21 protein-coding genes and 1 pseudogene are annotated in these 24479 nt (G+C 72.1%); 14 read left to right on the top strand and 8 right to left on the bottom strand.

Annotated features, from left to right (window positions below; translation table 11 throughout):
- Window positions 1-119 precede the first annotated feature (119 nt).
- Together OG782_RS07415 and OG782_RS07410 are read left to right on the top strand one after the other, a co-directional pair.
- Window positions 120-1013 (top strand): esterase/lipase family protein, encoded by an 894-nt coding sequence (locus OG782_RS07415; protein WP_406448598.1) that lies wholly within the window; start codon window positions 120-122, stop codon window positions 1011-1013.
- A 150-nt stretch (window positions 1014-1163) separates the two neighbouring features.
- Window positions 1164-2279 (top strand): annotated as a pseudogene (locus tag OG782_RS07410) (methyltransferase domain-containing protein); the annotation flags it as partial.
- Window positions 2280-2303: 24 nt separating this feature from the next.
- Here OG782_RS07410 and OG782_RS07405 read toward each other — a convergent pair.
- On the bottom strand, window positions 2304-2801 hold the full coding sequence (locus OG782_RS07405; RefSeq protein ID WP_406448597.1) for a DUF402 domain-containing protein: 498 nt from the start codon (window positions 2799-2801) through the stop codon (window positions 2304-2306).
- A complete protein-coding gene (locus OG782_RS07400) occupies window positions 2782-3702 on the bottom strand; it encodes a GNAT family N-acetyltransferase (protein WP_406448596.1) in 921 nt (306 codons plus the stop codon). The genes OG782_RS07405 and OG782_RS07400 overlap by 20 nt, the downstream gene beginning before the upstream one ends.
- A 72-nt stretch (window positions 3703-3774) precedes the next feature.
- Here OG782_RS07400 and OG782_RS07395 point away from each other — a divergent pair, with 72 nt between their 5' ends.
- Window positions 3775-4149, top strand: coding sequence for a GntR family transcriptional regulator (locus OG782_RS07395; protein WP_266777055.1), 375 nt, complete (start codon window positions 3775-3777; stop codon window positions 4147-4149).
- 279 nt (window positions 4150-4428) lie between these two features.
- Here OG782_RS07395 and OG782_RS07390 read toward each other — a convergent pair whose 3' ends face one another.
- A complete protein-coding gene (locus OG782_RS07390; RefSeq protein WP_406448595.1) occupies window positions 4429-5601 on the bottom strand; it encodes a DUF5925 domain-containing protein in 1173 nt (390 codons plus the stop codon).
- Between the two features lie 121 nt (window positions 5602-5722).
- On the opposite strand from OG782_RS07390, the gene OG782_RS07385 reads away from it, so the two are divergent.
- From OG782_RS07385 to OG782_RS07375, 3 genes are all read left to right on the top strand, one after another.
- Window positions 5723-6532, top strand: a complete 810-nt coding sequence (locus tag OG782_RS07385; protein ID WP_406448594.1) for an SGNH/GDSL hydrolase family protein — start codon at window positions 5723-5725, stop codon at window positions 6530-6532.
- A gap of 276 nt (window positions 6533-6808) precedes the next feature.
- On the top strand, window positions 6809-7072 hold the full coding sequence (locus tag OG782_RS07380) for a hypothetical protein (protein ID WP_406448593.1): 264 nt from the start codon (window positions 6809-6811) through the stop codon (window positions 7070-7072).
- A gap of 177 nt (window positions 7073-7249) precedes the next feature.
- Window positions 7250-7858 carry a TetR/AcrR family transcriptional regulator gene (locus tag OG782_RS07375; protein WP_406448592.1) on the top strand — a complete coding sequence of 203 codons (609 nt, stop codon included), beginning with the start codon at window positions 7250-7252 and terminating at the stop codon, window positions 7856-7858.
- A gap of 21 nt (window positions 7859-7879) precedes the next feature.
- Here the strand turns inward: OG782_RS07375 and OG782_RS07370 are convergent, their stop codons facing one another.
- Together OG782_RS07370 and OG782_RS07365 are read right to left on the bottom strand one after the other, a co-directional pair.
- Window positions 7880-8716: an ABC transporter permease gene (locus tag OG782_RS07370; RefSeq protein ID WP_406448591.1), complete on the bottom strand. Its 837-nt coding sequence runs from the start codon at window positions 8714-8716 to the stop codon at window positions 7880-7882.
- Window positions 8713-9675 carry an ATP-binding cassette domain-containing protein gene (locus OG782_RS07365; RefSeq protein ID WP_406448590.1) on the bottom strand — a complete coding sequence of 321 codons (963 nt, stop codon included), beginning with the start codon at window positions 9673-9675 and terminating at the stop codon, window positions 8713-8715. Before OG782_RS07365 ends, OG782_RS07370 begins: the two co-directional genes overlap by 4 nt.
- 63 nt (window positions 9676-9738) lie before the next feature.
- Between OG782_RS07365 and OG782_RS07360 the strand changes: the two genes are divergently transcribed.
- Window positions 9739-10449 (top strand): TetR/AcrR family transcriptional regulator C-terminal domain-containing protein, encoded by a 711-nt coding sequence (locus OG782_RS07360; protein WP_406448589.1) that lies wholly within the window; start codon window positions 9739-9741, stop codon window positions 10447-10449.
- A gap of 21 nt (window positions 10450-10470) precedes the next feature.
- On the opposite strand, the gene OG782_RS07355 is transcribed toward OG782_RS07360, so the two are convergent.
- The 3 genes from OG782_RS07355 to hmgA form a co-directional block, all read right to left on the bottom strand.
- Window positions 10471-11688, bottom strand: coding sequence for a type ISP restriction/modification enzyme (locus OG782_RS07355; protein WP_406448588.1), 1218 nt, complete (start codon window positions 11686-11688; stop codon window positions 10471-10473).
- Between the two features lie 94 nt (window positions 11689-11782).
- Window positions 11783-12568 (bottom strand): GntR family transcriptional regulator, encoded by a 786-nt coding sequence (locus OG782_RS07350; protein ID WP_406448587.1) that lies wholly within the window; start codon window positions 12566-12568, stop codon window positions 11783-11785.
- 42 nt (window positions 12569-12610) lie between these two features.
- Window positions 12611-13939, bottom strand: coding sequence for a homogentisate 1,2-dioxygenase (hmgA, locus tag OG782_RS07345; RefSeq protein ID WP_406448586.1), 1329 nt, complete (start codon window positions 13937-13939; stop codon window positions 12611-12613).
- A gap of 122 nt (window positions 13940-14061) precedes the next feature.
- Between hmgA and OG782_RS07340 the strand changes: the two genes are divergently transcribed.
- The 7 genes from OG782_RS07340 (at window position 14062) to OG782_RS07310 (ending at window position 24364) form a co-directional block, all read left to right on the top strand.
- Window positions 14062-16266: a right-handed parallel beta-helix repeat-containing protein gene (locus tag OG782_RS07340; RefSeq protein WP_406448585.1), complete on the top strand. Its 2205-nt coding sequence runs from the start codon at window positions 14062-14064 to the stop codon at window positions 16264-16266.
- A gap of 53 nt (window positions 16267-16319) precedes the next feature.
- Window positions 16320-17120, top strand: coding sequence for a hypothetical protein (locus tag OG782_RS07335; RefSeq protein ID WP_406458899.1), 801 nt, complete (start codon window positions 16320-16322; stop codon window positions 17118-17120).
- Entirely contained in the window at window positions 17117-18439 is a 1323-nt protein-coding gene (locus OG782_RS07330; protein ID WP_406448584.1) for a hypothetical protein, read from the top strand. Before OG782_RS07335 ends, OG782_RS07330 begins: the two co-directional genes overlap by 4 nt.
- A 46-nt stretch (window positions 18440-18485) precedes the next feature.
- A complete protein-coding gene (locus OG782_RS07325) occupies window positions 18486-19106 on the top strand; it encodes a TetR family transcriptional regulator (RefSeq protein WP_406448583.1) in 621 nt (206 codons plus the stop codon).
- Between the two features lie 178 nt (window positions 19107-19284).
- Window positions 19285-21537 carry a molybdopterin-dependent oxidoreductase gene (locus OG782_RS07320; RefSeq protein ID WP_406448582.1) on the top strand — a complete coding sequence of 751 codons (2253 nt, stop codon included), beginning with the start codon at window positions 19285-19287 and terminating at the stop codon, window positions 21535-21537.
- A gap of 120 nt (window positions 21538-21657) precedes the next feature.
- The gene (locus tag OG782_RS07315) at window positions 21658-23082 is read left to right on the top strand and encodes a CitMHS family transporter (RefSeq protein WP_406448581.1); all 1425 of its coding nucleotides are present in this window, start codon (window positions 21658-21660) and stop codon (window positions 23080-23082) included.
- A gap of 4 nt (window positions 23083-23086) precedes the next feature.
- Window positions 23087-24364 (top strand): MFS transporter, encoded by a 1278-nt coding sequence (locus OG782_RS07310; protein ID WP_406448580.1) that lies wholly within the window; start codon window positions 23087-23089, stop codon window positions 24362-24364.
- Window positions 24365-24479 lie beyond the last annotated feature (115 nt).

The following is a 24479-nucleotide window of genomic DNA, read 5'->3' as shown; positions in this document are numbered from 1 at the left end:
CAGGTAACCTTACTCGTGCGTAATTTGGCATGAGCACATAGAACGTTGTCGGAACTTGTGGTCCGGGCCGCAGGGTGCACAGACATCGCAACTCCCTTGAGCCGCAAGGAGACCACACGATGCTGCCCTGGAACCGTGCGCCGCGCACCCCACGTGCGCGGACTGCCCTCGCCGCACTGCTCCTCGCCGTTGCCGCAGTCGCCACCCCCACGGCCACTGCCGCTGCAGCCACCCCCACCGCCGCGACAGCCACCTCACGTGGCTGGAACGACTACTCCTGCAAGCCCTCCGCCGCCCACCCGCGTCCTGTCGTCCTGGTCCACGGAACCTTCGGGAACTCGGTCGACAACTGGCTCGTCCTCGCCCCCTACCTGGTCAACCGGGGCTACTGCGTCTACTCGCTCGACTACGGGCAGCTTCCCGGGGTGCCGTTGTTCAACGGCCTCGGCCCGATCGACAAGTCGGCCGGACAGCTCGCCGCCTTCGTCGACAAGGTGCTCGCCTCCACCGGGGCCCCCAAGGCCGACCTCGTCGGCCACTCCCAGGGCGGCATGATGCCGAACTACTACCTGAAGTTCCTCGGCGGAGCGGCCAAGGTGAACGCGCTGGTCGGGATCGCACCCGACAACCACGGCACCACGCTCCTCGGCCTGACCGAGCTGCTGCCGTACTTCCCCGGCGCCGAGTACCTGCTCAACGCCGGTACGCCGGGACTCGCCGACCAGGTGGCCGGATCGCCCTTCGTCACCAAGCTCAACTCGGTCCCCGACACCGTGCCCGGCGTGCACTACACCGTCATCGCGACCAGGTACGACGAGGTCGTGACCCCGTACCGGACACAGTTCCTGGACGGGCCGGACGTGCACAACGTCCTGCTCCAGGACCTGTGCCCGGTCGACCTGTCCGAACACGTGGCGATCGGGACCATCGACAAGGTCGCCTACCACGAGGTGGCCAACGCCCTGGACCCGGCGCACGCCACCCCGACGACCTGCGCCTCGGCCATCGGCTAGGAGGACAGCTCCCGGACAGTGACCGTCCGCCGTCCGCCGTCCGCCGTCCGCCGTCCGCCGTCCGCCGCCCGCCGTCCGCCGCCCGGCATCCGTGCCGGGCGGCGGACGGATGCCGGTCCCGTTGTCAGTGGCGGCTGGCACGATCGGTTCATGACGACGACCGACTGGGACTCCGCCGCCGGCTCCTTCGACGAGGAGCCGGACCACGGCCTGCTCGACCCGGTGGTCCGCCGCGCCTGGGCGCAGCGGATGGAGAGCTGGCTGCCCCGGGGGCGTAGCGAGGTCCTCGACCTGGGCTGCGGCACGGGAAGCCTGGCGCTGCTCGTGGCGCAGCAGGGGCACCACGTCACCGCGGTCGACAGCTCGCCGCAGATGCTGGAGCAGGCACGCGCCAAGCTGGCCGGCACGGGGACCGAGGTGCTGACAGGGGACGCCGCCGCGCCGCCCGTCGGCGAGCAGCGCTTCGACGTGATCCTGGCCCGGCACGTGGTGTGGCTGCTGCCCGACCCGGCAGCGGTCCTGCGCCACTGGGCCGGCCTGCTGCGGCCCGGCGGAAGACTGGTGCTGGTCGAGGGCGTGTGGAACGGGGTGGGTCTGTCCGCCGGCCGGCTCACCGCGCTGCTGGCCCCGTTCACCGAGCGCATCCACCATGAGCGGCTCTCCGGCGACCGTGACCTCTGGGGCAAGGAGGTCGACGACGAGCGCTATGTTCTGGTCGCGCACGCCGCACCGCCGCGCCGTCACACCGAGGTCGTCGATGTGCACCTGATCCTGCGCCGCGGCCCCGATGTCCTGCTCGCCCGCCGGGCCGGCACCGGGTACGCGGACGGTCTGCTGCACGCCCCGTCCGGCCATGTGGAGGACGGCGAGGACGTCCGCGAGGCGGTGATCCGCGAAACCGCCGAGGAGATCGGCGTCGAACTCGCCCCCGGGGAACTGCGCATGGCCCTCGTCATGCAGCACCGGGGCCCGGGCGGCAGTCCCAGGACCGGCTGGTTCTTCGAGGCCGCGTACGATCCGGCCCGGCCGCCGTACAACCGCGAGCCGGACAAGTGCTCCGAGCTGGAGTGGTACCCGCTGGACGGGCTCCCGCACGACATGGTCGCGTACTGCCGCGCCGGACTGGACGGCTACCGGGCGGGGGAGCGCTTCCTGATCCACTGGCACGAGGACGGCGACACCGTCGCGTTCGAACCCGACGGGACGCGCCGGGCCGTCCCGCTGCCGGTCGGCGGGTTCCATGCCGGTGGGGCGCGCCCCGTCGAGTGGTGAGGCCCGGCCGTGCGGACATCAGCCCAGCAGCCCGGCGAACCCCTCCTCCGTACGCGCGAGCCGCTCCAGCTCGTCCAGGGCCGCCATGGCGGCCCTCGCCGCCTCCGGATCCCGTCCGGCCAGGCCGCTCTCCTCGAACTCGTCCTCGTCCAGGCGCAGTACGCCGGAGCGGTCCGCCGACACCCACAGGTCCAGATCCAGGTCCTCGACGAGCAGCTCGCCGTCCCGCAGCACGGCCGGGCGGGTCACATCGCAGTACCAGCCCTTGAGTTCACCCGCACCCGTGCGGACCTCCTTCACCGCGAACCAGGCATCGCGCCAGTAGTGCTCGGTGAACACGTCGCCCGGCTCGAACCGGACGAAGCCGAAGTCACGGACCCCGGGGGCGGCCCAGGGGGCCCGGACCGTCACCCGGGTGCCGTTGTCGGCCACCAGGGCGGCGGGATACCGGATCTTGGTCCTGCCGGCCTTGACCAGGACGACGGTCAGTCCGGCATCAGCCGGTCCTGCGGACATGGCGCACCTCCGTGGCACAGAGTTCGTAGCCGAACCAGCGGTTGATCGCCAGCATCGGACCGTTGTCGGCGTCATTGCCGGTGTACGCGTCGGTGTACCCGGCGGCGCGCGCCCGGTGCAGCGAGTCGTTCTTCGCGAGCTTCGCCAGCCCGCGGTTGCGATGGGCCCGCCGGGTGCCGGTCATCCCCGACCAGTAGCGGCTCACACCGTCGGTCTCCGCAGCGCTGAACGCCGCCACCTCGCCGTCGGCGACGACGACCGAGGTGAGGTGGTGGTCGAGGCAGGGGTTGCGCCAGGTCCCGGAGAGCCAGTCCTCGTAGTCCGCCAGTTGGGCCGGTGTGTCGCTGGGCTCGTCCTCGGTGGTCTCGGCGTCCGCCTCGAAGAGCGGGCGCGGGTCGTCGGCGAAGTCGGCGCCGGTGCGCAGCTCGACAGCGGCAGGGAGCTCCTGACGGAGCGGCAGCGTGCAGTGCGCCAGATCGAGATGGAAGAAGTGGGCCGGCCGGCTCGGCGCATAGCCGTGCTTCCCGGCGAACGCCAGGTCGCCGGGGGTGTCCAGCACCCAGGCGTAGACCGAGGTCGCCCCGGCCAGCGCCAGATACTCCTCCGCCGTGCGCAGCAGCAGCGTGCCCGCGCCCCGGCCGGTCCGTTCCGGATGGATGTACGGATTGCAGAACGCCTGCCCCGGCTCGGGGCTTTCATGGGCCAGGCCCATCTGGGCCGTCCCGATGACCTCGCCGTCCTCCTCCGCGACCAGCATCCGGTACCGCTTGTCCGGATGGGCCGTGGCCAGGTCGAAGACCACCCGCTCGGGGGTCGTGACCATGAACGGGAGGGCGGCGCGTCGTACCCGCACCCAGTCCTCGGCGTCGGCGGGCCGGAAGTCGCGCACGATGACAGTCATGCGCCGGACCGTACCCGCAGGGTCTGTCCGGGCGCCCCCGAATTTTCGCGGTGAGTGGGGGAGAATGCGGCCGTGACTCTGAAGATCGCTGTTGACCCGGATTCCGGCACCGCCCCGTACGAGCAACTGCGCACGCAGATCTCCGAACTGGCTCGCTCGGGGGCGCTGCCGGTCGGCTACCGGCTCCCGACCGTACGCGGCTTCGCCGAGGAACTGGGCCTCGCCGCCAACACCGTCGCCAAGGCGTACCGGGCGCTGGAGGCGGACGGGGTGATCGAGACGCGGGGGCGCAACGGCACGTTCGTCGCCGCCGCGGGCGACGCGGCCGAACGCAACGCGGCGTCCGCGGCGCGGGAGTACGCGGAGCAGGCCCGGCGGCTGGGCATGTCCCGGGCGCGGGCGCTGGAGCTGGCACAGGACGCGGTGCGGGCGGTGTACGCGGGGTGAGACCCGGGCCCGCGTAGGCGGGCGGGCCGCCCGGCGGGCCGTTTCTCCTCGATCGCCGGGCGCCCGGCGGGCCGTTCTGTCCTCAATCGCCGGACGGGCTTGAAGGCATGCCCGGACGGGCTTGAAGGCATGTCCGGACGGGCTTGAAGGCATGTCCGGACGGGCTTGAAGGCATGTCCGGACGGGGTTGAAGGAATTTCCGGGCGGGGTTGAAGAAATACCCGGACGGGCTTGAAGGCATGTACCGGACCGGCTTGAAGGGCGTGCACCAGGCAGCCCTCAGAGGTACAGCCCCGCGTCCGCCCCCGAGTCCTGCTTGGGCACCGATGCGGGGCCCGTGCCGCGGCGCAGCGCGTACAGCTCCGCCAGGGTCGTCCCCTCGCGGGTCACATCCCGGCCCAGCCCCTCCTCCGTACCCAGCCAGGCCACCGACTCCTTGCGGGTCAGCGGGCCCACCTCGATCCGGGCCAGGCAGCGGCCGGGCCTGACGACCGCCGGGTGCAGGCGCTCCAGGTCCTCGTTGGTCGTCACCCCGACCAGTACGTTGCGGCCCTGGCCCAGCAGTCCGTCCGTGAGGTTCAGCAGCCGGGACAGTGCCTGGCCGGCCGTGTGCTTGGCCTCGCCGCGGATCAGCTCGTCGCAGTCCTCCAGGAGCAGCAGCCGCCAGCGGCCCTTCGCGCTGCCGTCGTCCTCGCCGATCGCGATGTCCATCAGATAGCCGACGTCGTTGAAGAGCCGCTCGGGGTCGAGTACGCAGTCGACCTGGCACCAGTCCCGCCAGGACCGGGCCAGCGTCCGCAGGGCGGAGGTCTTGCCGGTGCCGGGCGGTCCGTGCAGCAGGAGCAGCCGGCCCGCGATGTCGTCCGGGGTGACCTTCATCAGCCGGTCCATGGCATCGGCCACCGGTGCGGTGTAGTTGGCGCGCACCTCGTCCCACGTACCGGCCGCGATCTGACGGGTCGTGCGGTACGGGCCGCGGCGCGGTGAGACGTACCAGAAGCCCATCGTCACGTTCTCGGGCTGGGGCTCCGGTTCGTCCTGGGCGCCGTCCGTGGCCTCCTTGAGCACCGCCCGGGCCAGTTCGGGGCTGGTCGCGGTGACGGTGACGTCGGCGCCCCGGTTCCACCGCGAGATGAGCAGGGTCCAGCCCTCGCCCTCGGCGAGCGTGGCGCTGCGGTCGTCGTCCCGGGCGGCGCGCAGCACCTTCGCGGTGGGCGGAAGCAGCGTGGCTCCCGTCCTGACCCGGTCGAGGGAGGAGCTGTGCGAGTACGGCTGCTCGCCCGTCGCGAAGCGGCCGAGGAACAGCGCGTCGACGACGTCGGACGGGGAGTCGCTGTCGTCGACGGTGAGCCGGATCGGCAGCGCGGACTCGGGGTTGGCGGACATGGCGCACATGATCCGGCACGGGGACCCCCCGCGCACCCAGGTTTCGACACCTTCCCGCCGCGCCATTCCCTGAGGCTCCGGGGAAAAGCTCATCCGATGGACTTGGCATGGACACTTCCGAAAAGGCCTTCGCTGCTGCTACCACGGACGTGGCAGAGATCCTGCCGGTCGGTCCCAGGGAGGTTCCATGAAATTGTCCAGACTCGTGGCGTTCTCGTCCTCGCTCCTGCTCGGCGCTGTCATCGCCCTTACCGGGGCGGCCACCGCGAACGCCGCCTCGTCCGTTCAGGCCGTCGACTATGTCGCCCTCGGTGACTCGTACTCCTCGGGTGTCGGCTCCGGCAGCTACATCGGCTCCAGTGGTGACTGCAAGCGCAGTACCCTGGCCTACCCCTCGCTCTGGGCGTCCGCCCATGCGCCCGCCTCGTTCGCCTTCACCGCCTGCTCGGGGGCGCGTACCGGCGATGTGACCGCCAATCAGCTCGGACCGCTCACCGCCTCGACCGACCTCGTCTCGATCTCCATCGGCGGCAATGACGCGGGATTCGCCGATGTCATGACGACCTGTGTCCTCCAGTCGGAGGCCACCTGCCTCAACCGGATCGCCACCGCCCGGAGCTATGTGGACACCACACTGCCCGGCAACCTGAACTCGGTGTACTCGGCGATCAGGGCCAAGGCGCCGTCCGCCCATGTCGTCGTGCTCGGCTACCCGCGCTTCTACAAGATCGGCGGCAGCTGTGTCGTCGGCCTGAGCGACAAGGTGCGCACCGCCATCAACAGCGCCTCCGACTACCTCAACGCGGCCACCGCCAAGCGCGCGGCCGACTACGGTTTCACCTTCGGTGACGTGGCCGGACAGTTCACCGGGCACGAGATCTGCTCGGGAAGTGCCTGGCTGCACAGTCTCAACTGGCTCAACATCGGTGAGTCGTACCACCCCTTCGCCGCCGGGCAGTCCGGTGGATATCTGCCCGTCCTCAACTCGCTCGCCTGACCGGGCGCACACCGTCCGTCACCCCGGCGGGCTCTTCACCGAGGGGGAGGTCCCGCAGGCCGGGGCCTCTTTCCGGTGGACCGTTCCCGGATTCCCGGGGCGTGCCCGTCCTCCGGTGGTCTGTCCAACTCGCCCTGGAATCGGGCGGATTCGCAGACCGGTCGTCAACCTCCGTATATGTGTGCTCAATCCTGCGCCCGGGATACACGAGTGTCGTCGCGGGGGGATAGGGTTAACCTGCCCGGGCCGGGTGCCCTCGTACGGGTGGGGAGTGACATGGAACAGATATCGGTGCGCAGCAGGCCGCGAGTGCCTGCCATTACATGCGGGAGCAGTGCGACGAGTTCGCGCCTCGACCGTCATCTCGCGGTGCTGGGCGGCCCCGCCGTCCCGCAGCGGGAGTCCGCCGAGGCGACGCTGCTGATGCGTGAGCTCACCTCGCGTGACGCCGCACATACCCGCCGCAGCAAGAGTGCGCGGGTCTCGCTCTTCGCGCCGCTGCGGCGGCTGCGACGCTCGCTCTTCGGCAGCCGCCGCTGACTCGACGGCCCCGGTCCCGGCATCGCGCCGCTGCTCGCTCTTCCGTCATCCCCGGAGCGGGCAGGGGCGCGTCGCCATGTCCGCACGAGGTCCGGGGTGCGGCGGTGGCGGCAGGAGGATTCGCGCTGAAATGGGTGCCCAAGTAATTCGGCTTCGAACTACTTCTACACTGTCCGCATGCCCGAGAAGCGAGCCGCACGCCTGAGCCCCGACGAACGAAGGGCGCAGTTGGTCGCTATTGGCGTGGACATGCTCGTCGATCGCTCGCTGGACGAGCTCTCCACCGATGATGTGGCGCGCCGCGCCGGCATCTCCCGGGGGCTGCTCTTCCACTACTTCGATTCCAAGCGCGACTTCTACCGTTCCGTGGTGCAGCAGGAGTGCGACGACTTCGCCGCAGCCACGGAACCGGATTTCACTCTGGAACCCGTTCCCTGGCTGCGGTCGTTCATCGCCGGATTCGCGGCGTACGTCACCGAGCACCGCAAGGTCTACCTCGCCCTGGTCCGCGGCGCCGCCGGCAGTCACCCCGCCGTCGAGGACATCGTCGAGTCGACCCGCAGCACACTGGCCCGCCGGGTCGAGGAGGGGCAGCGGCGGCTCGGGATGCCGGACTCGCCGCGGCTGCCCGTCGCCGCGCGGGCCTGGATGGCCTTCGCCGAGGAGGCCGTCACCGGCTGGCCCCTCGATGAGCCGGACGCGCTCGATGAGCTCGGGGCCTTCCTGGAGTCGAGTTTCATCTCCCTGCTGGGCTCCCTGGACCGGCCGGCCACCCTGCGCGGCTGAGCGGCCCCCATCCGTGCGCCCCTATGCGTCGCCGCGCGAGTAGCGGCGCACGGACAGCGGTACGGCGACCGCGAGCAGCACGGCTGACCAGAGCAGGGTTCCGGCCACGGGGTGGGCGACCGGCCAGGCGGCGTCGGCAGCCGGTGCGGCATTGCCGAAGAGGTCGCGGGTGGCCGCGGCGGCGGCGCTGATCGGGTTCCACTCCGCGAGCGTGCGCAGCCGGCCCGGCAGATTGTCCGTCGGGATGTACGCGCTGGAGAGCAGCGGCAGGATGAACGTGGCGCTGCCCAGCTGTCCGGCCGCCTCCTCGTTCCGGATCAGCAGTCCCAGCCAGCAGCCCACCCACGCGGTGGCGAACCGGAACAGCAGCAGCAGTCCGAACGCGCCCAGGGCGGCGCCCGGGCCGCCCTCGATCCGCCAGCCCACGGCGAGCCCGGCCAGGATCAGCGGGACCATGCCGACGGCCGTCGTCAGCAGATCGGCCGCGGTCTGCCCGAACGGTACGGCGGACCGGCTCATCGGCAGGGTGCGCAGCCGGTCCGTCACGCCCCGGTGGCAGTCCTGCGCGGACTGGAACATCCCGGTCATGATGCCGTTCGCCGCGGTCGCCGCCAGCAGCCCCGGCACCAGGAAGGCGCGGTACTCCTGGCCGGGTACGGCCAGGGCGCTGCCGAAGACGTATCCGAAGAACAGCAGCATGGTGATCGGCATGGTCTGGGTCAGGATCAGTACGCCCGGGGCCGCCTTGATCCGCTGCAGATGGCGGCCGAGCACGGCCAGGCCGTCCGCGACCGGGGTGCTCGCGCTCCTTGCCGCGTACGCCGTCCGTGGTTCTGTCACGAGTGCGTCGGTGCTCATGCCGTCGTCTCCTTGAGGGGTGTGCCGCGGCCGGTCAGGCGGAGGAAGACCTCGTCGAGCGTGGGCGGACGCAGGCTCGCGTCGATCACCGCCGCACCCGCCGCGTCGAGCTCGCGGACGATCCGCGGCAGGGTCAGTGAGGGGTCGGTGGCGACGGCTCCCACCGTGCGGAGCTCGTGGTCCAGCACCGGCTCGACGCCCGTCAGCCGGTCCAGTACCGCGGCGGCGGGGGCGAGCGCCGAGGCGTGCGCGACGACGACCTCCGCGTAACTGCCGATCCGGGCCTTGAGTTCGGCGGGGCTGCCGCTGTGGGCGGCCCGGCCGCTGTCGACGAGCACGATGTCGTCGGCCAGCTGATCGGCCTCCTCCAGATACTGCGTGGTGAGCAGGACGGTGGTGCCGCGGCCCGCCAGCTCCCGTACCGCCGCCCAGATCTGGTTGCGGCTGTGCGGGTCGAGCCCGGTGGTCGGCTCGTCCAGGAACAGCACCTGCGGGCGGGCCAGCAGGCTTGCGGCGAGATCCAGGCGCCGGCGCATCCCGCCCGAGTAGGTGCGGGCCGGCCGGTCCGCCGCGCCGGTCAGCTCGAAGCGTTCGAGGAGGTCCTCGGCCCGGGTGCGTGCGGCCTCGCGCCGGTACTTGAGCAGCCGGGCGAACAGCCGCAGGTTCTGCCGGCCGGACAGCTCGCCGTCGACGGAGGCGCTCTGCCCCGTGACGCCGATCGCCGCCCGTACGGCGCCGGCCTCCCGCACCAGGTCGTGCCCCGCGATGCGGGCGCTGCCGCCGTCGGGTGCGGTCAGTGTGGTGAGAACGCGGACGGCGGTGGTCTTGCCGGCGCCGTTGGGCCCCAGCACTCCGCAGACGGTGCCTTCGGCGACGGCCAGATCGAGACCGCGCAGCGCATGGACGTCGCCATAGCGCTTCTCCAGACCTTCACTAAGTACAGCGTACGTAGTTGGCATGCCGTAACCGTACCGCACTACGTACGGTGTACGTAACTACCATGGTGGTCGAGGTGATGATCAATGGTGGGGCGACCCGCTGTACCCGAAGTGATCTGGGCGCGCCCCGAGCGTGCGGGGCGTGGTCCCAAGCCCGCGTTCAGCCGTGCGGACATCGCGGCGGCCGCCGTGCGCATCGCGGACGCGGAGGGGCTCGACGCGGTGTCGATGCGCAAGGTGGCCGCGGAGCTCGGCTGCGGCACGATGTCGCTGTACAACTACGTGCCCCGCAAGGAGGACCTGTACGAGCTGATGCTCGACGCGGTCAGCGCCGGGTACGACTACCCGGACCCGTCCGGTGACTGGCGCGCCGATCTCCTCGCCCTCGCCCACCAGGCCCGGGCGATGATGCACCGCCACACCTGGGTGCCCCGGCTGATGTCACCGGTGTACGGGTTCAGCCCGAACGTCCTGCGCTACCTGGAGTACGCGCTGAGCTGTCTGGACGGGGCCGACGTGCGGTTCGGCGAGAAGATGGAACTCATCGCCATGCTCAACGGCGTGGTCACCACCTACACCGCCAACGAGATCGCCACGGCGGAGCGCAGCCGGTCGCTGCCCTGGTCCGAGGAGCAGGAGCAGGCCGCCCGCACCGGGTATCTGATCAGCCAGATCATGACCGGGAAGTATCCGCGGATGGCGGCCGGATTCGCCGAGGACCCCGGGCCGATCGATCTGGACGCGGTGTTCGAACGGGCGCTCGCCCGGGTGCTGGACTCGTTCGGCCGGCCGTAGGGCGGGACCGGCCCCTCCCGGTCACAGCAGCGCGAACTGGCCGTCCGGCCCCTCCTCCTGGTGATCGAGCACGGAGGCGGGCCGCCGGGCGGCCGCCGCCACCGGCAGCACGCCCGCCGCCCGCAGCTCCCGCTCGCCGATCCCCGGGCCGTCCGCCAGCTCGTCCTGCCGGGGCCGCAGTTCGGCGAGCAGGGCGAGCAGCGCGATCAGCTCCAGCAGCTCCGACGTCCACTCCTGCGGCCAGGCGCGGGGGCGTACGGCCTCCAGGCCGCCGGCCCCGGACACCGCCGTGCGGCGCCCGAACCAGAGCTCCAGCATCCGTACGCCGCTCACCCGGAACTCCCACGCCCCCGCGGGCACCGGCGAGATGCGGCCCGAGCCGAGGCACAGCACCTGCTCCCCGGCGTCGTACGACAGCTCCGACGGGGCGGGCGGCACTGCGGCCCGCACATACGGGCGGCGCCCGCCCGGCAGCCGGGGGCGCTCCCGGCCGCGGGCCCCGCGCAGCTGGAGCCGCAGCAGCTCCCGGCCCAGCTCCACGCCCGCCGACCAGCGCGCGCTGTCCGTGGGCAGCGGCACCACGCACCCGGCCGGGGAGGGGCGGGCCGCCGCGAGGATCCAGGCCAGCACGGACGTCTCGGTGACCGTGTCCCCGTGGCGGGCGCGCACCAGGCTGAGCAGCCCCGGGGCGAGATTGGGTTCGGCGCCGCCGGGGCGCCGGTACAGCGGACGGATCCGGCCGGGCCGGCCCGCGGGGGAGTGGCCGTCGGGAAGGAGAGCCGTCACGGAGAGGGCCGGGCCGGTGTCCTGGGGCACCCGGCCGTGCTCGACGACGAAGAGCTGATGGCCGTCGGCGACCCGCCACAGTTCGGGCCGGGCCACGTCGATCAGCCGGTGGTCGGGGAGCAGCCACTGCTCGTCGAACGGCCCGTGCAGGATCCGTACCGGCTCCGGGCACGGGCCCGGCTCTCGGGCGAACCGGCCGGTTCCGGCGGACTGACCGGGCAGGGCCGCCACCGCGGTCCACGGGGTGCGGGCACGGGTGGCTTCGAACAGCTGCTCCCGCTCGTCGCCCGGGGCCCGTACCAGCCGCTCCCAGCGGGCCCGGAGCGACGCCGCGTCCGGGGCGGTCACCCAGGGGCGTCCGGTCCTGAGCGGCCGTACGGACCAGGGCATGAGGTCGTCGAGGAGCGGGCCGCGCGGGCCCTCGCCGGAGCCGGCCGCTGCCGGAGCTGCCACCGTGTCGTCCTCCCCGTCGCCACGTCTGCCGCCTTCCCCGGCATCGTAACGGCGTGGCCCCGGGGCCCGGCAGGGTGCCTGCGCGGACGGTGTCTCAGTGCGCCTCCACCGTGACCGAGAACGAGAACCGGTCGCCCCGGTAGCGGATCTGCGCGACATCGGCCACCCGGCCGCTCTCGTCGTACGTGACGCCCGTGTAGTACAGGATCGGGCTGAGCAGCGGGACCAGGAGGAGTTCGGCGGTGACGGGGTCGGCGAGCCGGGCCTCGACCGTGTCGGTGATCCGGGCGATGGGGACACCGACGCGGTCGCGCAGCACCTTGGTCATCGGCCAGCGGTCCAGATCCGCGGGGTCGAGATCGGCCGCGATCTCCGGACGGAGCCAGTTCTGTGCCCAGTTGGTCGGCTCGCCGGTCTCCTCGTCGCACCGCAGCCGCCGGTAGCCGACGACCCCCGGGCAGTCGGGGAAGTACTCCGCGACATCGCCCGGCACGGGGGACGGCCCGTGGTCGAGCAGGGTGGTCCGCTCGCCCGACTGCTGGGCGACGATCGCGTCGATCGAACCGAGCAGCCGGACCGGCGACACCCGGCGGGCGCGCGGCTCGATGAAGGTGCCGCGCCGCCGGTGACGGCTGATCAGCCCCTCCGTCTCCAGCTCCTTGAGCGCCTGGCGCATGGTGAGGACGCTGACGCCGTAGTGCGCGGCGAGCTGTTCCTCCGTCGGCAGGCGCAGGGTGGCGTCCGCCGTGCGGCCCAGTATCGAGGCCCGCAGCGACTGCGAGACCTGGTACCACAGCGGCAGCTTGCGGTTCAGGACCAGTGAGTCGGGCGCGAAGGCGGCCCCCTGGGGCGCGGGGGGCTTCAGAGGGGGCTGCGGCACCTGGGTCACCTGCACATTCGTCGTTGCTGCGGCTCGGGTCCGTTACGGCCGGAAGTTGCGGGTCAGACCCTGCCACACGTCGTCGTAACCGTGCTGAAGATGGCCGGCCGTCGACGCCTGCGCGGTCGCCGTGACGGGCCAGCGGGTCTCGAACATGAAGGCAAGGCCGTCGTCGATCTTCTGCGGCCTGAGCTCCGCGGCGCTCGCCCGCTCGAAGGTCTCCCGGTCCGGGCCGTGCGCCGACATCATGTTGTGCAGCGAGCCGCCGCCGGGTACGAATCCCCCCTTGCCGGCCGTCTTCGCGTCGTACGCGCCCTCGATCAGGCCCATGTACTCACTCATCACATTGCGGTGGAAGTACGGCGGACGGAAGGTGTCCTCGCCCACCAGCCAGCGCGGCGCGAACACCACGAAGTCGACCCCGGCCAGACCGGGGGTGTCCGAGGGCGAGGTCAGCACCGTGAAGATCGACGGGTCCGGGTGGTCGTAGCTGATCGAGCCGATGACATTGAAACGGTGCAGGTCGTAGACGTACGGGGTGTGGTTGCCGTGCCAGGCGACCACATCGAGCGGCGAGTGGCCGTACGTCGCCGACCAGAGGTTGCCGCAGTACTTGTTGATCACCTCGACCGGGCGTTCCACGTCCTCGTAGGCGGCGACCGGGGCGAGGAAGTCGCGTGCGTTGGCCAGGCCGTTGGCACCGATCGGGCCGAGGTCGGGGAGGGTGAAGGGGCGGCCGTAGTTCTCGCAGACGTAACCGCGCGCCGTGGCGTCGAGCAGTTCGACCCGGAAGCGGACGCCGCGCGGGATCAGCGCGACATGGCCCGGTTCGGCGCGCATCAGGCCCAGTTCGGTGCGCAGCAGCAGTCCGCCGTGCTCGGGGACGATCAGGAGTTCGCCGTCGCTGTCGCTGAACACCCGGTCCTTCATGGCGGCATTGGCGGCGTAGAGGTGCACGGCCATCCCGGTCCGCTGCCCGGCGTCGCCGTTGCCGCCCAGCGTCCACAGGCCGGACAGGAAGTCCGTACCGGGGGCGGGCTCCGGGAGCGGGTCCCAGCGCAGCCGGTTGGGATCGGGGACGGACTCGGTGAAGGGGGCGGTCCTGACGCTGCCGTTGTCGATGCGGACGAACGGCGGATGGGCCGCCGAGGGGCGGATCCGGTAGAGCCAGGAGCGGTGGTTGTGGACGCGCGGTTCGGTGAAGGCCGAGCCGCTCAGCTGTTCCGCGTAGAGACCCAGGGGGGCCCGCTGCGGTGAGTTGCGGCCGTGCGGCAGCGCCCCCGCCACCGCCTCCGAGCTGTGTTGATTTCCGAAACCGGCGGAATACGCAAGCCCTTCCGCCGTCTTCCTCGCCTGCTCGATGCCGCTCATGTGCGCTCCCGGTGCCGAAGAAATCCTATGGACAACCGTAGGAATCAGATCGGGGGGAGTCAACGGCATTCGTGATGCACAGGGGGGTTCCAAAAGTTGAACAATGCTCTACTCTCCGGCACATGTCGTGGACACGAAGACTTCTGGTGGTCCTGGCGGCGCTCGCGGCCGCCTTTCTCGCGGTCCCGGCCGCCCAGGCGCACGAGGAGCGGCCGGTCACCCTGCCCGACGGGACCGGCAGCGTCCCCACGTACCGCACGGGCGAGCCCGACCTCCTGGTCTGCAAGAGCGACCGGGCCGACTTCGAGCGCCGGATATCCGGCTTCCCGGACGCCCTGCGGACCCGGAACCTGGCGCTCTTCGAACAGTGCCGTAAATCCGGCTACCGCCACCTCCAGCAGGCCGTCGACGCGGTCACCCGGCCGGGGCAGAACATCGCGATCCTGCCCGGCCTCTACGAGGAGGAGCCCTCGCTGCCGAAGCCGAAGGGGGAGTGTGCCCGGCTGAAGGCCTCCAACTCGCAGCTCGGCTACCAGATCCTGAGCTACGAGCAGCAGGCGAAGTGCCCGCACAACCAGAACCTGGTGGCGATCCTCGGCAAGAAGGACCTCCAGATCGAGGGCACCGGTGCCGAGCGCACGGACGTCGTCATCGACGCCAAGTACCAGAAGCTCAACGCGATCCGGGCGGACGGCTCCGACGGCGTCTACTTCAAGAACTTCACCGCCCAGCGCACCACCTTCAACTCGCTGTACATCCTGGCCCAGGACGGATTCGTCATCGACGACGTCCTGACCCGCTGGAACGACGAGTACGGCTTCCTGACCTTCGCCAGCGACCACGGCCTGTACAAGAACTGCGAGTCGTACGGCAACGGCGACTCCGGCATCTATCCGGGCAGCGCCTCCGACATCAACGACGGATACGGCTACAAGGTCCCGCGCTACTCGATCGAGATCACCGGCTGCCGCAGCCACCACAACATGGTCGGCTACTCCGGCACCGCGGGCGACTCCGTCTACGTCCACGACAACGAGTTCGACCACAACATGGGCGGCGCCTCGATGGACAGCGCCTTCCCCGGCCACCCGGGGCTGCCGCAGAACCACGCCCGCTTCGAGCGCAACCTGATCCACGACAACAACGCCGACTACTACCGGTACGTCGCCGACGGCACCTGCGCCAAGCCGCCCGTCGAGCGCGGTTACGAGGACGGGGTGGTCTGCCCGCAGATCTCCATGCCGCCGGGCACCGGCATCATCACCGCGGGCGGCAACTGGAACCTCTACGAGAACAACTGGGTCTACGGGCAGAAGCGGGCCGGCTTCTTCCTGAGTGCCGTCCCCGCCTTCATCCGCGGCGAGGACGCGCTCGGCAAGCAGACCGACACCTCGCACCACAACCGGTACGCGAACAACCACCTCGGCACGGACAAGGCGGGCAGGTCACGCCCGAACGGCGCCGACGTGTGGTGGGACGGCCAGGGCAACGGCAACTGCTGGCAGTCGGACACGGGCGCGTCCACGCCTCGCTCCCTGCCCGCGTGCGGAACCGAACGCGGCTCCGTCACCGGGAACACCGACCGGCTGGCGGGCGAACCCGTCAAGCTGGCCCAGCTGCTGGTCTGCGCCGACTACAACGTGCAGGCGCGCCTGCTGCCGGCCGGCTGCGACTGGTACGGGGCGCGCGGCATCGAGCGCATCGAGTTCCAGGCGGCCCTGGGCACCGCGGCGGTGCTCGTGCTGGTCGGCGGGGTGCTGTGGTGGCGCAGGCTGCGCACCAGCCGGCTCGCCACGGCGGCCACGCTCCTCGGCCTCATCGGCCTCGGACTGGACGTGGCCGGGTCGACCATGGGACTCGCCTCCACCTATGTGCCCGCCCTCGCGCTGCTGCTCACCGGGCTCTGGTGGACGGGGATCGGGCTCGTGCTGCGGCGCGAGCGGCCCGTGCTGGGCTGGACCACGGTGGTGCTGGGCGGGCTGACCCTGCTCGACGCGCTGGACAAGGGCGTGTTCATGATCCCGTGGATCCCGCTCAGCCCCGCCTGGGTGCGGGGGCTGCTCGGCGTGGTCTGGGTGGTGTGGGCCGTGGTGGCCGCCGCCCGGCACGGGGAACGCGCGACGGACGCGCCGGACCCGGACGGGGAAGCGGCCACGGACGAGGACGGTGATGACCCCGCACCGGACCGCATGAAGGTCTCCGCTCCGGCTTCCGCTCCGGCTTCCGCGCCGGACGCCGCCCCGGCCGCGGACTCCGCCCCGGATCCGGACGGCGCACCGGGTCCGTCCCCGTCACCCGCCCCCGCCCCGGACGGAGAAGCCTCGTGACACGACACCCGAACCCGGCCGGGCCCGCTCCCCGGACCCAGGCCGCCCCGGCCCTGCGGGCCGGCCGCCGCGCCGCACTCTCCCTGCTCGCCGCGGCCGCCCTCGTGCTCGGCGCTGGCGCCTGCGGCGGGCGGGCCACCACCCACCACAAACCCGGCACCAGTCATGAGCAGGCCACCGGCAGCACCGGGCGGCTCCTCACCGCGACCGACGGGTCCGGCCACCGGCTGCGCCAGGTCGACGCCGAGGGCGCCCCGGGGGTGACCCTCGCCGTGCGGCCGGACTCGGAGGACGGCTGGAACGTCCACCTCTCGGTAAGGAACTTCCGGTTCACCCCGGACAGCGTGGGCGGCGCCGCACTCCTGGGCCGGGGCCACGCCCGGCTGTTCCTCGACGGCCACTCCCTCGCCCGCGTCTACGGCACCTGGTTCCACCTCCCGGAGTCGCTCCTGCGTGCCGCCGGGGGCGGCACCCGGCTCACCGCCCGCCTCTACGCCGACGACCACACCGCCTGGGCCGTGGACGCGGCCCCGGTCCAGGCCACCGCCACACTCACCGAGGGCGCCCCGGCGACCAGCCCCACGCCCACCCCCGGCACCACCGTGGAGATCTCCGTCCGCGACGGCAAGGTCAGCCCGGCGCCCGGGCGCACCGAGATCAAGAAGGGCCGGACCGTACGCCTGAGGATCACCAGCGACCGCGCCGACACCCTGCACGTCCACGGCTACGACAAGGAGGCGCGGCTGCCCGCGGGACGGACCGTCACCCTCACCTTCACCGCCGACCGCACCGGGCTCTTCGAGGTCGAGACACATGAGTCCGAACTGCTCCTGACCCAACTCGTCGTCCGGTGACGGGCGTTCCCGCCGGACGCGCCGGAGCCGATGCCGTGAGCGTCCTCGCCCACGGCATCGGCGCCCGGCACGACCTTCCGCTCTCGCCCTTCTACGCCTTCGCCGGAGCCTTCGCCGCGCTCTTCGTCTCCTTCCTCGCACTCGGCCTGCTCTGGTCCGCCTCACGGTTCCGCGGCGACCGGGCGGGCACCCCGCTGCCGACCGCCGTCCAGCGAGCGGCCGATGCCCGCTCCACCCGTACCGCGGCCCGCGTGCTCGGCCTGGCGGCCGCGCTCCTCGTCGTACTCAACCTCCTGTCCGGCCCGGCCGACCCGGACCGCAACCCGGCCCCCGGCGCCGTCTACGTACTCCTGTGGGTCGGGCTCGTTCCGGCCTCCCTGCTGTTCGGGCCCGTCTGGCGGCTGCTCAACCCCCTTCGCACCCTCCACCTCCTGGGCTGCCGCGCCCTGGGCCGCGACCCGGCCGCAGGCCGCCCCCTGCCCGTACGCCTGGGGATGTGGCCGGCGGCGGCCGGACTCCTCGCCTTCACCTGGCTCGAACTCGTCGCACCCGACCCCGCGTCACCCACCGCCCTGCTGCTCTTCCTCGGCCTGTACGCCGCCGTCAACCTCGCCGGCGCCGCCCGCCACGGAGCCGGCTGGTTCGAGCAGGGCGACGCCTTCGAGGTCTACTCGGGCCTCCTCGCCCGGCTCTCCCCGCTCGGCCGCCGCCCCGCCGACCGGCGCCTCGTCCTGCGCTCCCCGTTCAACGGACTCGACGCCACCCCGCAGCTCCCCGGACTCGTCGCCACCGTCTGCGTGATGCTCGGCTCCACCGCCTACGACGGCTTCTCCGACGCGCCCTCCTGGATCACCACCGTCCAGACCTCGTCCCTGGGCCGCACCGCCACCGCCTCCCTCGGGCTCCTGGCCGCGGTCGCCCTCGTCGCCGCCCTCTACGCGCTCTGCGCCGGCGCCACCCGGCTGATCTCCGGCCGGCTGCCGCACCCCCTCACCGCCTTCGCGCACTCGCTCGTCCCGATCGCACTCGGCTATCTCGTCGCCCACTACTTCACGCTGTTCGTCACCGAAGGCCCGCGCACCGTCATGCTCGCGCTCGGTGCCGTGGATCCCGAACCGCCCGAACCGCCGCTGGGACCGGGCGGCATCGCCGTACTCCAGGTCGTCGCGATCGTCCTGGGACACGTCCTCGGCGTCATCGCCGCCCACGACCGCTCCGTCCGGCTCTTCCCGCCGGGCCGCGCCGTCGCCGGCCAGCTCCCGCTGCTGATCCTGATGATCGCGTACACCGTCGGCGGACTGACCCTGCTCATCGCCTGAGCCCGGAGCGGCACCCCCGTCCTGCGCAGAGGAGGCCCACGGCATCATGGAACCCGTGCCCCATGCGAACACGAATCTCCGCCGCACCCCGGTGCAGCAGCGCAGCGCCGAGCGCCTCGCCCGGATACTCGACGCCTGCGCCGAACTCCTCGACGAGACCGGCTACGAGCAGCTCTCCACCCGGGCCGTGGCCGTACGCGCCGGGGTGCCCATCGGCTCCGTCTACCGGTTCTTCTCCAACAAGCGCGCACTGGCCGACGCCCTCGCCCGCCGCAATCTGGACAGCTACGCCGAGCGGATCACCGCCCGGCTGGAAACCATCCCGGCCGGCGACTGGCGACACGCCATCGACGCCGTGCTCGACGAGTACCTGGCGATGAAGACGGCCGTCCCGGGCTTCGCGCTCATCGACTTCGGCGCGCCCGCACCCGACGAGGACCCGGCCGACGACGCCAACCAGCGCGTCGCGGGCCGGCTCATGGAACTGCTCGCCGGCCATCTGGGCCGCGACCCCGACGAGGACCTGCTGCGCGCCGTCCTGGTCTGCGTGGAGGCCACCGACGCCCTCCTCCAACTCGCCTTCCGTACCGATCCGTCCGGCGACGACGCGATCGTCGCCGAGACCCGCGTGCTGCTCCAGGCCTACCTCGCGCGGGTGCTGGACTGAGCGGGTCCGGCCATCCGGAGAACCTTCCCGGCCATCCGGCGAGCCTCCCCGGGCCCATCCCGGAGAACCTCCCTCTCCCCGCACCTCCCCACCATGCGTACCGGTCGGTATGCTCGGCCGTGCTTGACCGTGCCTGGCCGTGTCCGCACCACCGCAGCCGCCGCCCCGGGGAGGGCCCATGTCGCACGACCCCAGCAGCTCCCGTACCGCCCTGCGCATCTGCCCCCTCTGCGAGGCCACCTGCGGACTCACCCTCACGATCGAGGGGACCAGGGTCACCGGTGCGCGCGGCGACCGGGACGACGTGTTCAGCCGGGGCTTCATCTGCCCCAAGGGCGCGTCCTTCGGCGGGCTCGACGAGGACCCCGACCGGCTGCGCGCGCCCCTCGTCCGCAAGGACGGCGTACTGGCGGAGGCCAGTTGGAGCGAGGCGTTCGACGCGATCGCCCGCGCCCTGCCGGTCATCGCACAGGAACACGGACCGCGGGCCGTCGGCGTCGTCCTCGGCAACCCCAATGTGCACACCATGGCCGGTGCCCTCTATCCGTCCGCCCTGATCGGGGCACTGCGGACCCGGTCCCTGTTCACCGCGAGCACCCTGGACCAGATGCCCAAGCACGTCTCCAGCGGGCTGCTCTTCGGCGACCCGAACACCATCCCGGTGCCGGACCTCGACCGCACCGGCCACCTGCTGATGCTGGGCGCCAACCCGCTCGAGTCCAACGGCAGCCTCTGCACCGCCCCCGACTTCCCCGGAAAGCTCAAGGCACTGCGCCGCCGCGGCGGCAGCCTCACCGTCGTCGACCCGCGCCGCACCCGCACCGCCCGCCTCGCCGACCGGCACGTGGCCATCCGCCCCGGCACCGACGCACTCCTGCTCGCCGCGATGGCGCACGTCCTCTTCGAGGAGAAGCTCACCGACCCCGGCGTGCTCGCCGATCACGTCGAGGGGATCGAGGAAGTCGCCGAAGCGGTACGGGACTTCTCGCCCGAGGCCGTGGCCGCCGCGTGCGACGTGGACGCCACGACGATCCGCACCCTCGCCCGGGAGCTCGCGGCCGCCCCCACCGCCGCCGTGTACGGCCGCATCGGCAGCTGCACCGTCGAGCACGGCACCCTCGCCAGCTGGCTCGTCGACGTGCTCAACATCCTCACCGGCAACCTCGACCGCCCCGGCGGCGCCCTCTTCCCGCTCTCCGCGACCGCCCGCGCCCCGCGCCCGGCCGCTCCCGGCAAGGGGTTCGCTCTCGGACGCTGGGCGAGCCGGGTCTCCGGACATCCCGAGGCCAAGGGCGAACTGCCCATCTCCGCACTGGCCGAGGAGATCGAGGCGCCGGGGGAGGGCAGGATCCGCGCCCTGGTCGTCCTGGCCGCCAACCCCGTGCTCTCCGCACCCGACGGCGACCGGCTCGACCGTGCGCTGGCCGGCGGGCTCGACTTCATGGTGAGCGTCGACCCGTATCTCAACGAGACCTCGCGCCACGCCGATGTGGTGCTGCCCCCGCCGCCGCCCTCGCAGAGCGCCCACTTCGACTTCGCGTTCAACACCCTCGCCGTGCGCAACCAGGTCCGCTTCACGCGCCCCGCCGTCCCGCTGGACGACGACCGGATGGACGAGGGTGAGATTCTCGCCCGGCTCGTCCTCGCCGTCTCCGGGATGCACGGCGCCGACCCGGCGGCCGTGGACGCGATGATCATCGACCGGGCCCTCGGCAAGGCCGTCGCCGACCCGCACTCGCCCGTGCACGGCCGCGTGCCCGCCGAACTCGCCGCCGCGCTCACCGGCGACTGCGGTCCGGAGCGCCGCCTCGACCTGATGCTGCGCCTCGGCCCGTACGGCGAGGGCTTCGGCGCCGACCCCGACGGCCTCGGCCTGGAGCGGCTCCTCGCCCACCCGCACGGCATCGACCTGGGCCCCCTCGCTCCCCGCGTTCCGGAGGTCCTCACCACCCGCAGCGGACGCATCGAACTGTTCCCCGCGCCGATCGCCGCCGATCTGCCCAGGCTGCGCCGCGCCCTCGACGGGCGGGCCGGCCCCGACGCGCTCGTCCTCATCGGCCGCCGCCATCTGCGGTCCAACAACAGCTGGCTGCACAACGTCGCCGCGCTCGCCGGCGGCTCCAACGTCTGCACCCTCCAGGTGCACCCCGACGACGCGGCCCGCCTCGGGCTGACCGACGGCGCCCCCGCCACGGTCACGGCGGACGGCGGCGAGCTGACCGCCCCCGTCGAGATCACCGACACCGTACGGACCGGTGTGGTGAGCCTTCCGCACGGCTGGGGGCACAACCGGCCCGGAACCAGGCTGTCCGTCGCCGCCACGCAGCCCGGCGTCAACGTCAACCAGCTGCTCGACGGCACCCGGCTCGACCCGCTCTCCGGCACGGCCGTGCTCAACGCCATCCCCGTCGTGGTGGCACCCTCGCGTTGACCTGGGGTTTTGCTCGTATTGCTCGCATGTCAACGTCTTGTTAACGCCATATGGCGCGCCCTAACGTCATCCGCACCGCCGGCTCCGGCGGGAGTTCAAGGGTGAACGATAGGTATCCATATGCTGACAATCCTCGGCTTTGCCATGATTGCGACCTTCCTGGTCCTGATCATGATGAAGAAGATGTCGCCGATCGCGGCGCTGGTCCTGATCCCCGCACTGTTCTGCGTAGCCGTGGGGCAGGGCGCGAAGCTCGGTGACTACGTCATCGACGGCGTCGGCAACCTCGCCCCGACCGCCGCCATGCTGATGTTCGCGATCGTCTACTTCGGCGTGATGATCGACGTCGGGCTCTTCGATCCGATCGTCCGGGGCATCCTGCGCTTCTGCAAGGCGGACCCGATGCGGATCGTCGTGGGTACGGCCGTGCTCGCCGCGATCGTCTCGCTGGACGGCGACGGCTCCACCACCTTCATGATCACCGTCTCGGCGATGTATCCGCTCTACAAGCGCCTGAAGATGAGCCTGGTCGTGATGACCGGCATCGCCGCCACGGCGAACGGCGTCATGAACACCCTGCCCTGGGGCGGCCCCACGGCCCGCGCCGCCACCGCCCTGAAGCTGGACGCCGGCGACATCTTCGTCCCCATGATCCCGGCGCTCGGCGTCGGGCTGCTCGCCGTGATCCTGCTGGCCGTCGTCCTCGGCCGGCGCGAGCGCAAGCGGCTCGGCACCCTCACCCTGGACGACGCGCCGGTGACCGGCACGGTCACGGAGACCGAGAGCGTCCTGGTCGCCGCGGGCGGCGGCGGTGACCGGCTGCGCAAGAGCGGCGGCGGAGCCGGTACGGGCGGCGCGGCACCCGACGACGAGGCGGCGGACGACGCGGCCGAGGACGCGGGCTTCAAGGGTCTCGACCCCCACCGCGCCACCCTGCGGCCGAAGCTCTACTGGTTCAATGCCGGGCTCACCGTCGCCCTGCTCACCGCGATGATCATGGAACTGATGCCGATCCCGGTCCTCTTCCTCCTCGGCGCGGCCCTCGCCCTCACCGTCAACTTCCCCCACATGCCCGACCAGCGCGCCCGGCTCGCCGCCCACGCGGACAACGTCCTCAACGTCTCCGGCATGGTCTTCGCCGCCGCCGTCTTCACCGGAGTCCTGACCGGCACCGGCATGGTCGACCACATGGCCGACTGGCTGGTCGGCGCGATCCCGGACGGCATGGGACCGCACATGGCCCTCGTCACCGGTGTGCTGAGCATCCCGCTCACGTACTTCATGTCCAACGACGGCTTCTACTTCGGCGTCGTGCCCGTGCTCGCCGAGGCCGGTGCCGCGCACGGCGTCTCCCCGCTCGAGATCGCCCGCGCCTCGCTGATCGGCCAGCCCCTGCACATGTCGTCGCCGCTGGTCCCCGCCGTCTACGTGCTGGTCGGCATGGCCAAGGTCGAGTTCGGCGACCACACCCGCTTCACCGTCAAGTGGGCCGCACTGACCTCCCTGGTCGTGCTCGGCGCCGGCCTCCTCTTCGGGATCATCTGAGAGCGTGACCACGACCCGCACCACCGGGCCCGGCCGGAGCTGGCTGCTGCGCCTCGTCATCGCCTTCGCCTTCGCGCAGGGGGCGGTGTCGATGGCGCGGCCCGCCGTCTCCTACCGGGCCCTGGCCCTTGGCGCCGATGCGCGGGCGATCGGTGTCATCACCGGTGTGTACGCGCTCCTCCCACTCTTCGCCGCCGTACCGCTCGGGCGCCGGACGGACCACGGCCGGTGCGCACCCCTGCTGCCGCTCGGCGTCGTACTGATCGCAGGCGGCTGCGCCCTCAGCGGCCGGGCGGGCTCACTGACCGCGATGGCCGCCTGGAGCGGAGTGATGGGGCTCGGTCACCTCTGCTTCGTGATCGGCGCCCAGTCGATCGTGGCCCGGCAGTCCGCGCCCGCCGAACAGGACCGCAATTTCGGCCACTTCACCATCGGCGCCTCCCTCGGCCAGCTCATCGGACCGATCGCCGCCGGGTACCTGATCTCCGAACGCGACGGCGCCATGGGCCGCACCAGCGCCCTCGCCCTCGTCGTCTCGGCGGCCGTCGCCGCCGTCTCCTTCACCGCGCTCTGGCGCATAGAGCACCGGTCCGCACCGGTGCTCCGCCGTGCGGACCCGGCGGCCAAGGTCCCCGTCGGCCGCATCCTGCGCGCCCGGGGTGTCCCGGCCGGAATCTTCATCAGCCTCGCCGTGCTCTGCGCGACCGACATCCTCACCGCCTACCTGCCCGTCGTCGGCGAACACCGCGGCATCGCCCCCGCCACGGTCGGGCTGCTGCTGAGCCTGCGTGCCGCCGCCACCATCGCCTGCCGGCTGGTGATGACCCCGATGCTCCGGATCCTGGGCCGGGCGGCCCTGCTCGCCACCACCTGTCTGCTGGCCGGAGTGCTCTGCGCCGGCATCGCCCTGCCCGTCCCCGTGGGAGTGCTGGCCGTGATGCTCGCCGTACTCGGTTTCTGTCTCGGGGCCGGCCAGCCGCTGTCGATGACCACCGTCGTCCGGGCCGCCCCCGCCGGCGCCCGCTCCACCGCGCTCGCCCTGCGCCTGACCGGCAACCGGCTCGGCCAGGTGGCGGCCCCCGCCTCCGCCGGACTCGTCGCGGGAGTGGCGGGCAGCGCGGCGCCCTTCGTGATGCTGGGCGCACTGCTGCTCGCGGCGGCAGGTCTGGGCGCCCGAGCCGGGCAGGGCCGTACGAAGCGGCCGGATCAGGGCGTTCCCGCACAGCCCCGGCCGGATCGAGCCGTCCCCGGGCAGTCCCGGCCGAACCGGAATCGCCTCTGACACTTCCGGACCGGAAGCCCGCTCCCGCGCAACCTTTGCGCGAGTCATTCCCTCACCCCGCGCAGTGGGTTAATTTCAGGCCACTGCTGCCGCTCCCCACCGCTCCACCATCATC

The sequence above is a fragment of the Streptomyces sp. NBC_00876 genome (assembly GCF_045207435.1).
In the GTDB taxonomy this organism is placed as follows: Bacteria; Actinomycetota; Actinomycetes; order Streptomycetales; family Streptomycetaceae; genus Streptomyces.
Note: the sequence above shows the minus strand (reverse complement) of the source record. Positions and strands in the feature narration are given on the sequence as shown.

Excerpts from the sequence above, each read along its gene's own strand:
- OG782_RS07370 (WP_406448591.1), bottom strand. The coding sequence starts at position 8,716 with ATGAGCACCGACGCACTCGTGACAGAACCACGGACGGCGTACGCGGCA.
- hmgA (WP_406448586.1), bottom strand. The coding sequence starts at position 13,939 with ATGAGCGGCATCGAGCAGGCGAGGAAGACGGCGGAAGGGCTTGCGTAT.
- OG782_RS07360 (WP_406448589.1), top strand. The coding sequence starts at position 9,739 with ATGGTGGGGCGACCCGCTGTACCCGAAGTGATCTGGGCGCGCCCCGAG.
- OG782_RS07340 (WP_406448585.1), top strand. The coding sequence starts at position 14,062 with ATGTCGTGGACACGAAGACTTCTGGTGGTCCTGGCGGCGCTCGCGGCC.
- OG782_RS07365 (WP_406448590.1), bottom strand. The coding sequence starts at position 9,675 with ATGCCAACTACGTACGCTGTACTTAGTGAAGGTCTGGAGAAGCGCTAT.
- OG782_RS07375 (WP_406448592.1), top strand. The coding sequence starts at position 7,250 with ATGCCCGAGAAGCGAGCCGCACGCCTGAGCCCCGACGAACGAAGGGCG.
- OG782_RS07325 (WP_406448583.1), top strand. The coding sequence starts at position 18,486 with ATGGAACCCGTGCCCCATGCGAACACGAATCTCCGCCGCACCCCGGTG.
- OG782_RS07315 (WP_406448581.1), top strand. The coding sequence starts at position 21,658 with ATGCTGACAATCCTCGGCTTTGCCATGATTGCGACCTTCCTGGTCCTG.
- OG782_RS07380 (WP_406448593.1), top strand. The coding sequence starts at position 6,809 with ATGGAACAGATATCGGTGCGCAGCAGGCCGCGAGTGCCTGCCATTACA.
- OG782_RS07415 (WP_406448598.1), top strand. The coding sequence starts at position 120 with ATGCTGCCCTGGAACCGTGCGCCGCGCACCCCACGTGCGCGGACTGCC.
- OG782_RS07390 (WP_406448595.1), bottom strand. The coding sequence starts at position 5,601 with ATGGCGCGGCGGGAAGGTGTCGAAACCTGGGTGCGCGGGGGGTCCCCG.
- OG782_RS07400 (WP_406448596.1), bottom strand. The coding sequence starts at position 3,702 with ATGACTGTCATCGTGCGCGACTTCCGGCCCGCCGACGCCGAGGACTGG.
- OG782_RS07385 (WP_406448594.1), top strand. The coding sequence starts at position 5,723 with ATGAAATTGTCCAGACTCGTGGCGTTCTCGTCCTCGCTCCTGCTCGGC.
- OG782_RS07405 (WP_406448597.1), bottom strand. The coding sequence starts at position 2,801 with ATGTCCGCAGGACCGGCTGATGCCGGACTGACCGTCGTCCTGGTCAAG.
- OG782_RS07320 (WP_406448582.1), top strand. The coding sequence starts at position 19,285 with ATGTCGCACGACCCCAGCAGCTCCCGTACCGCCCTGCGCATCTGCCCC.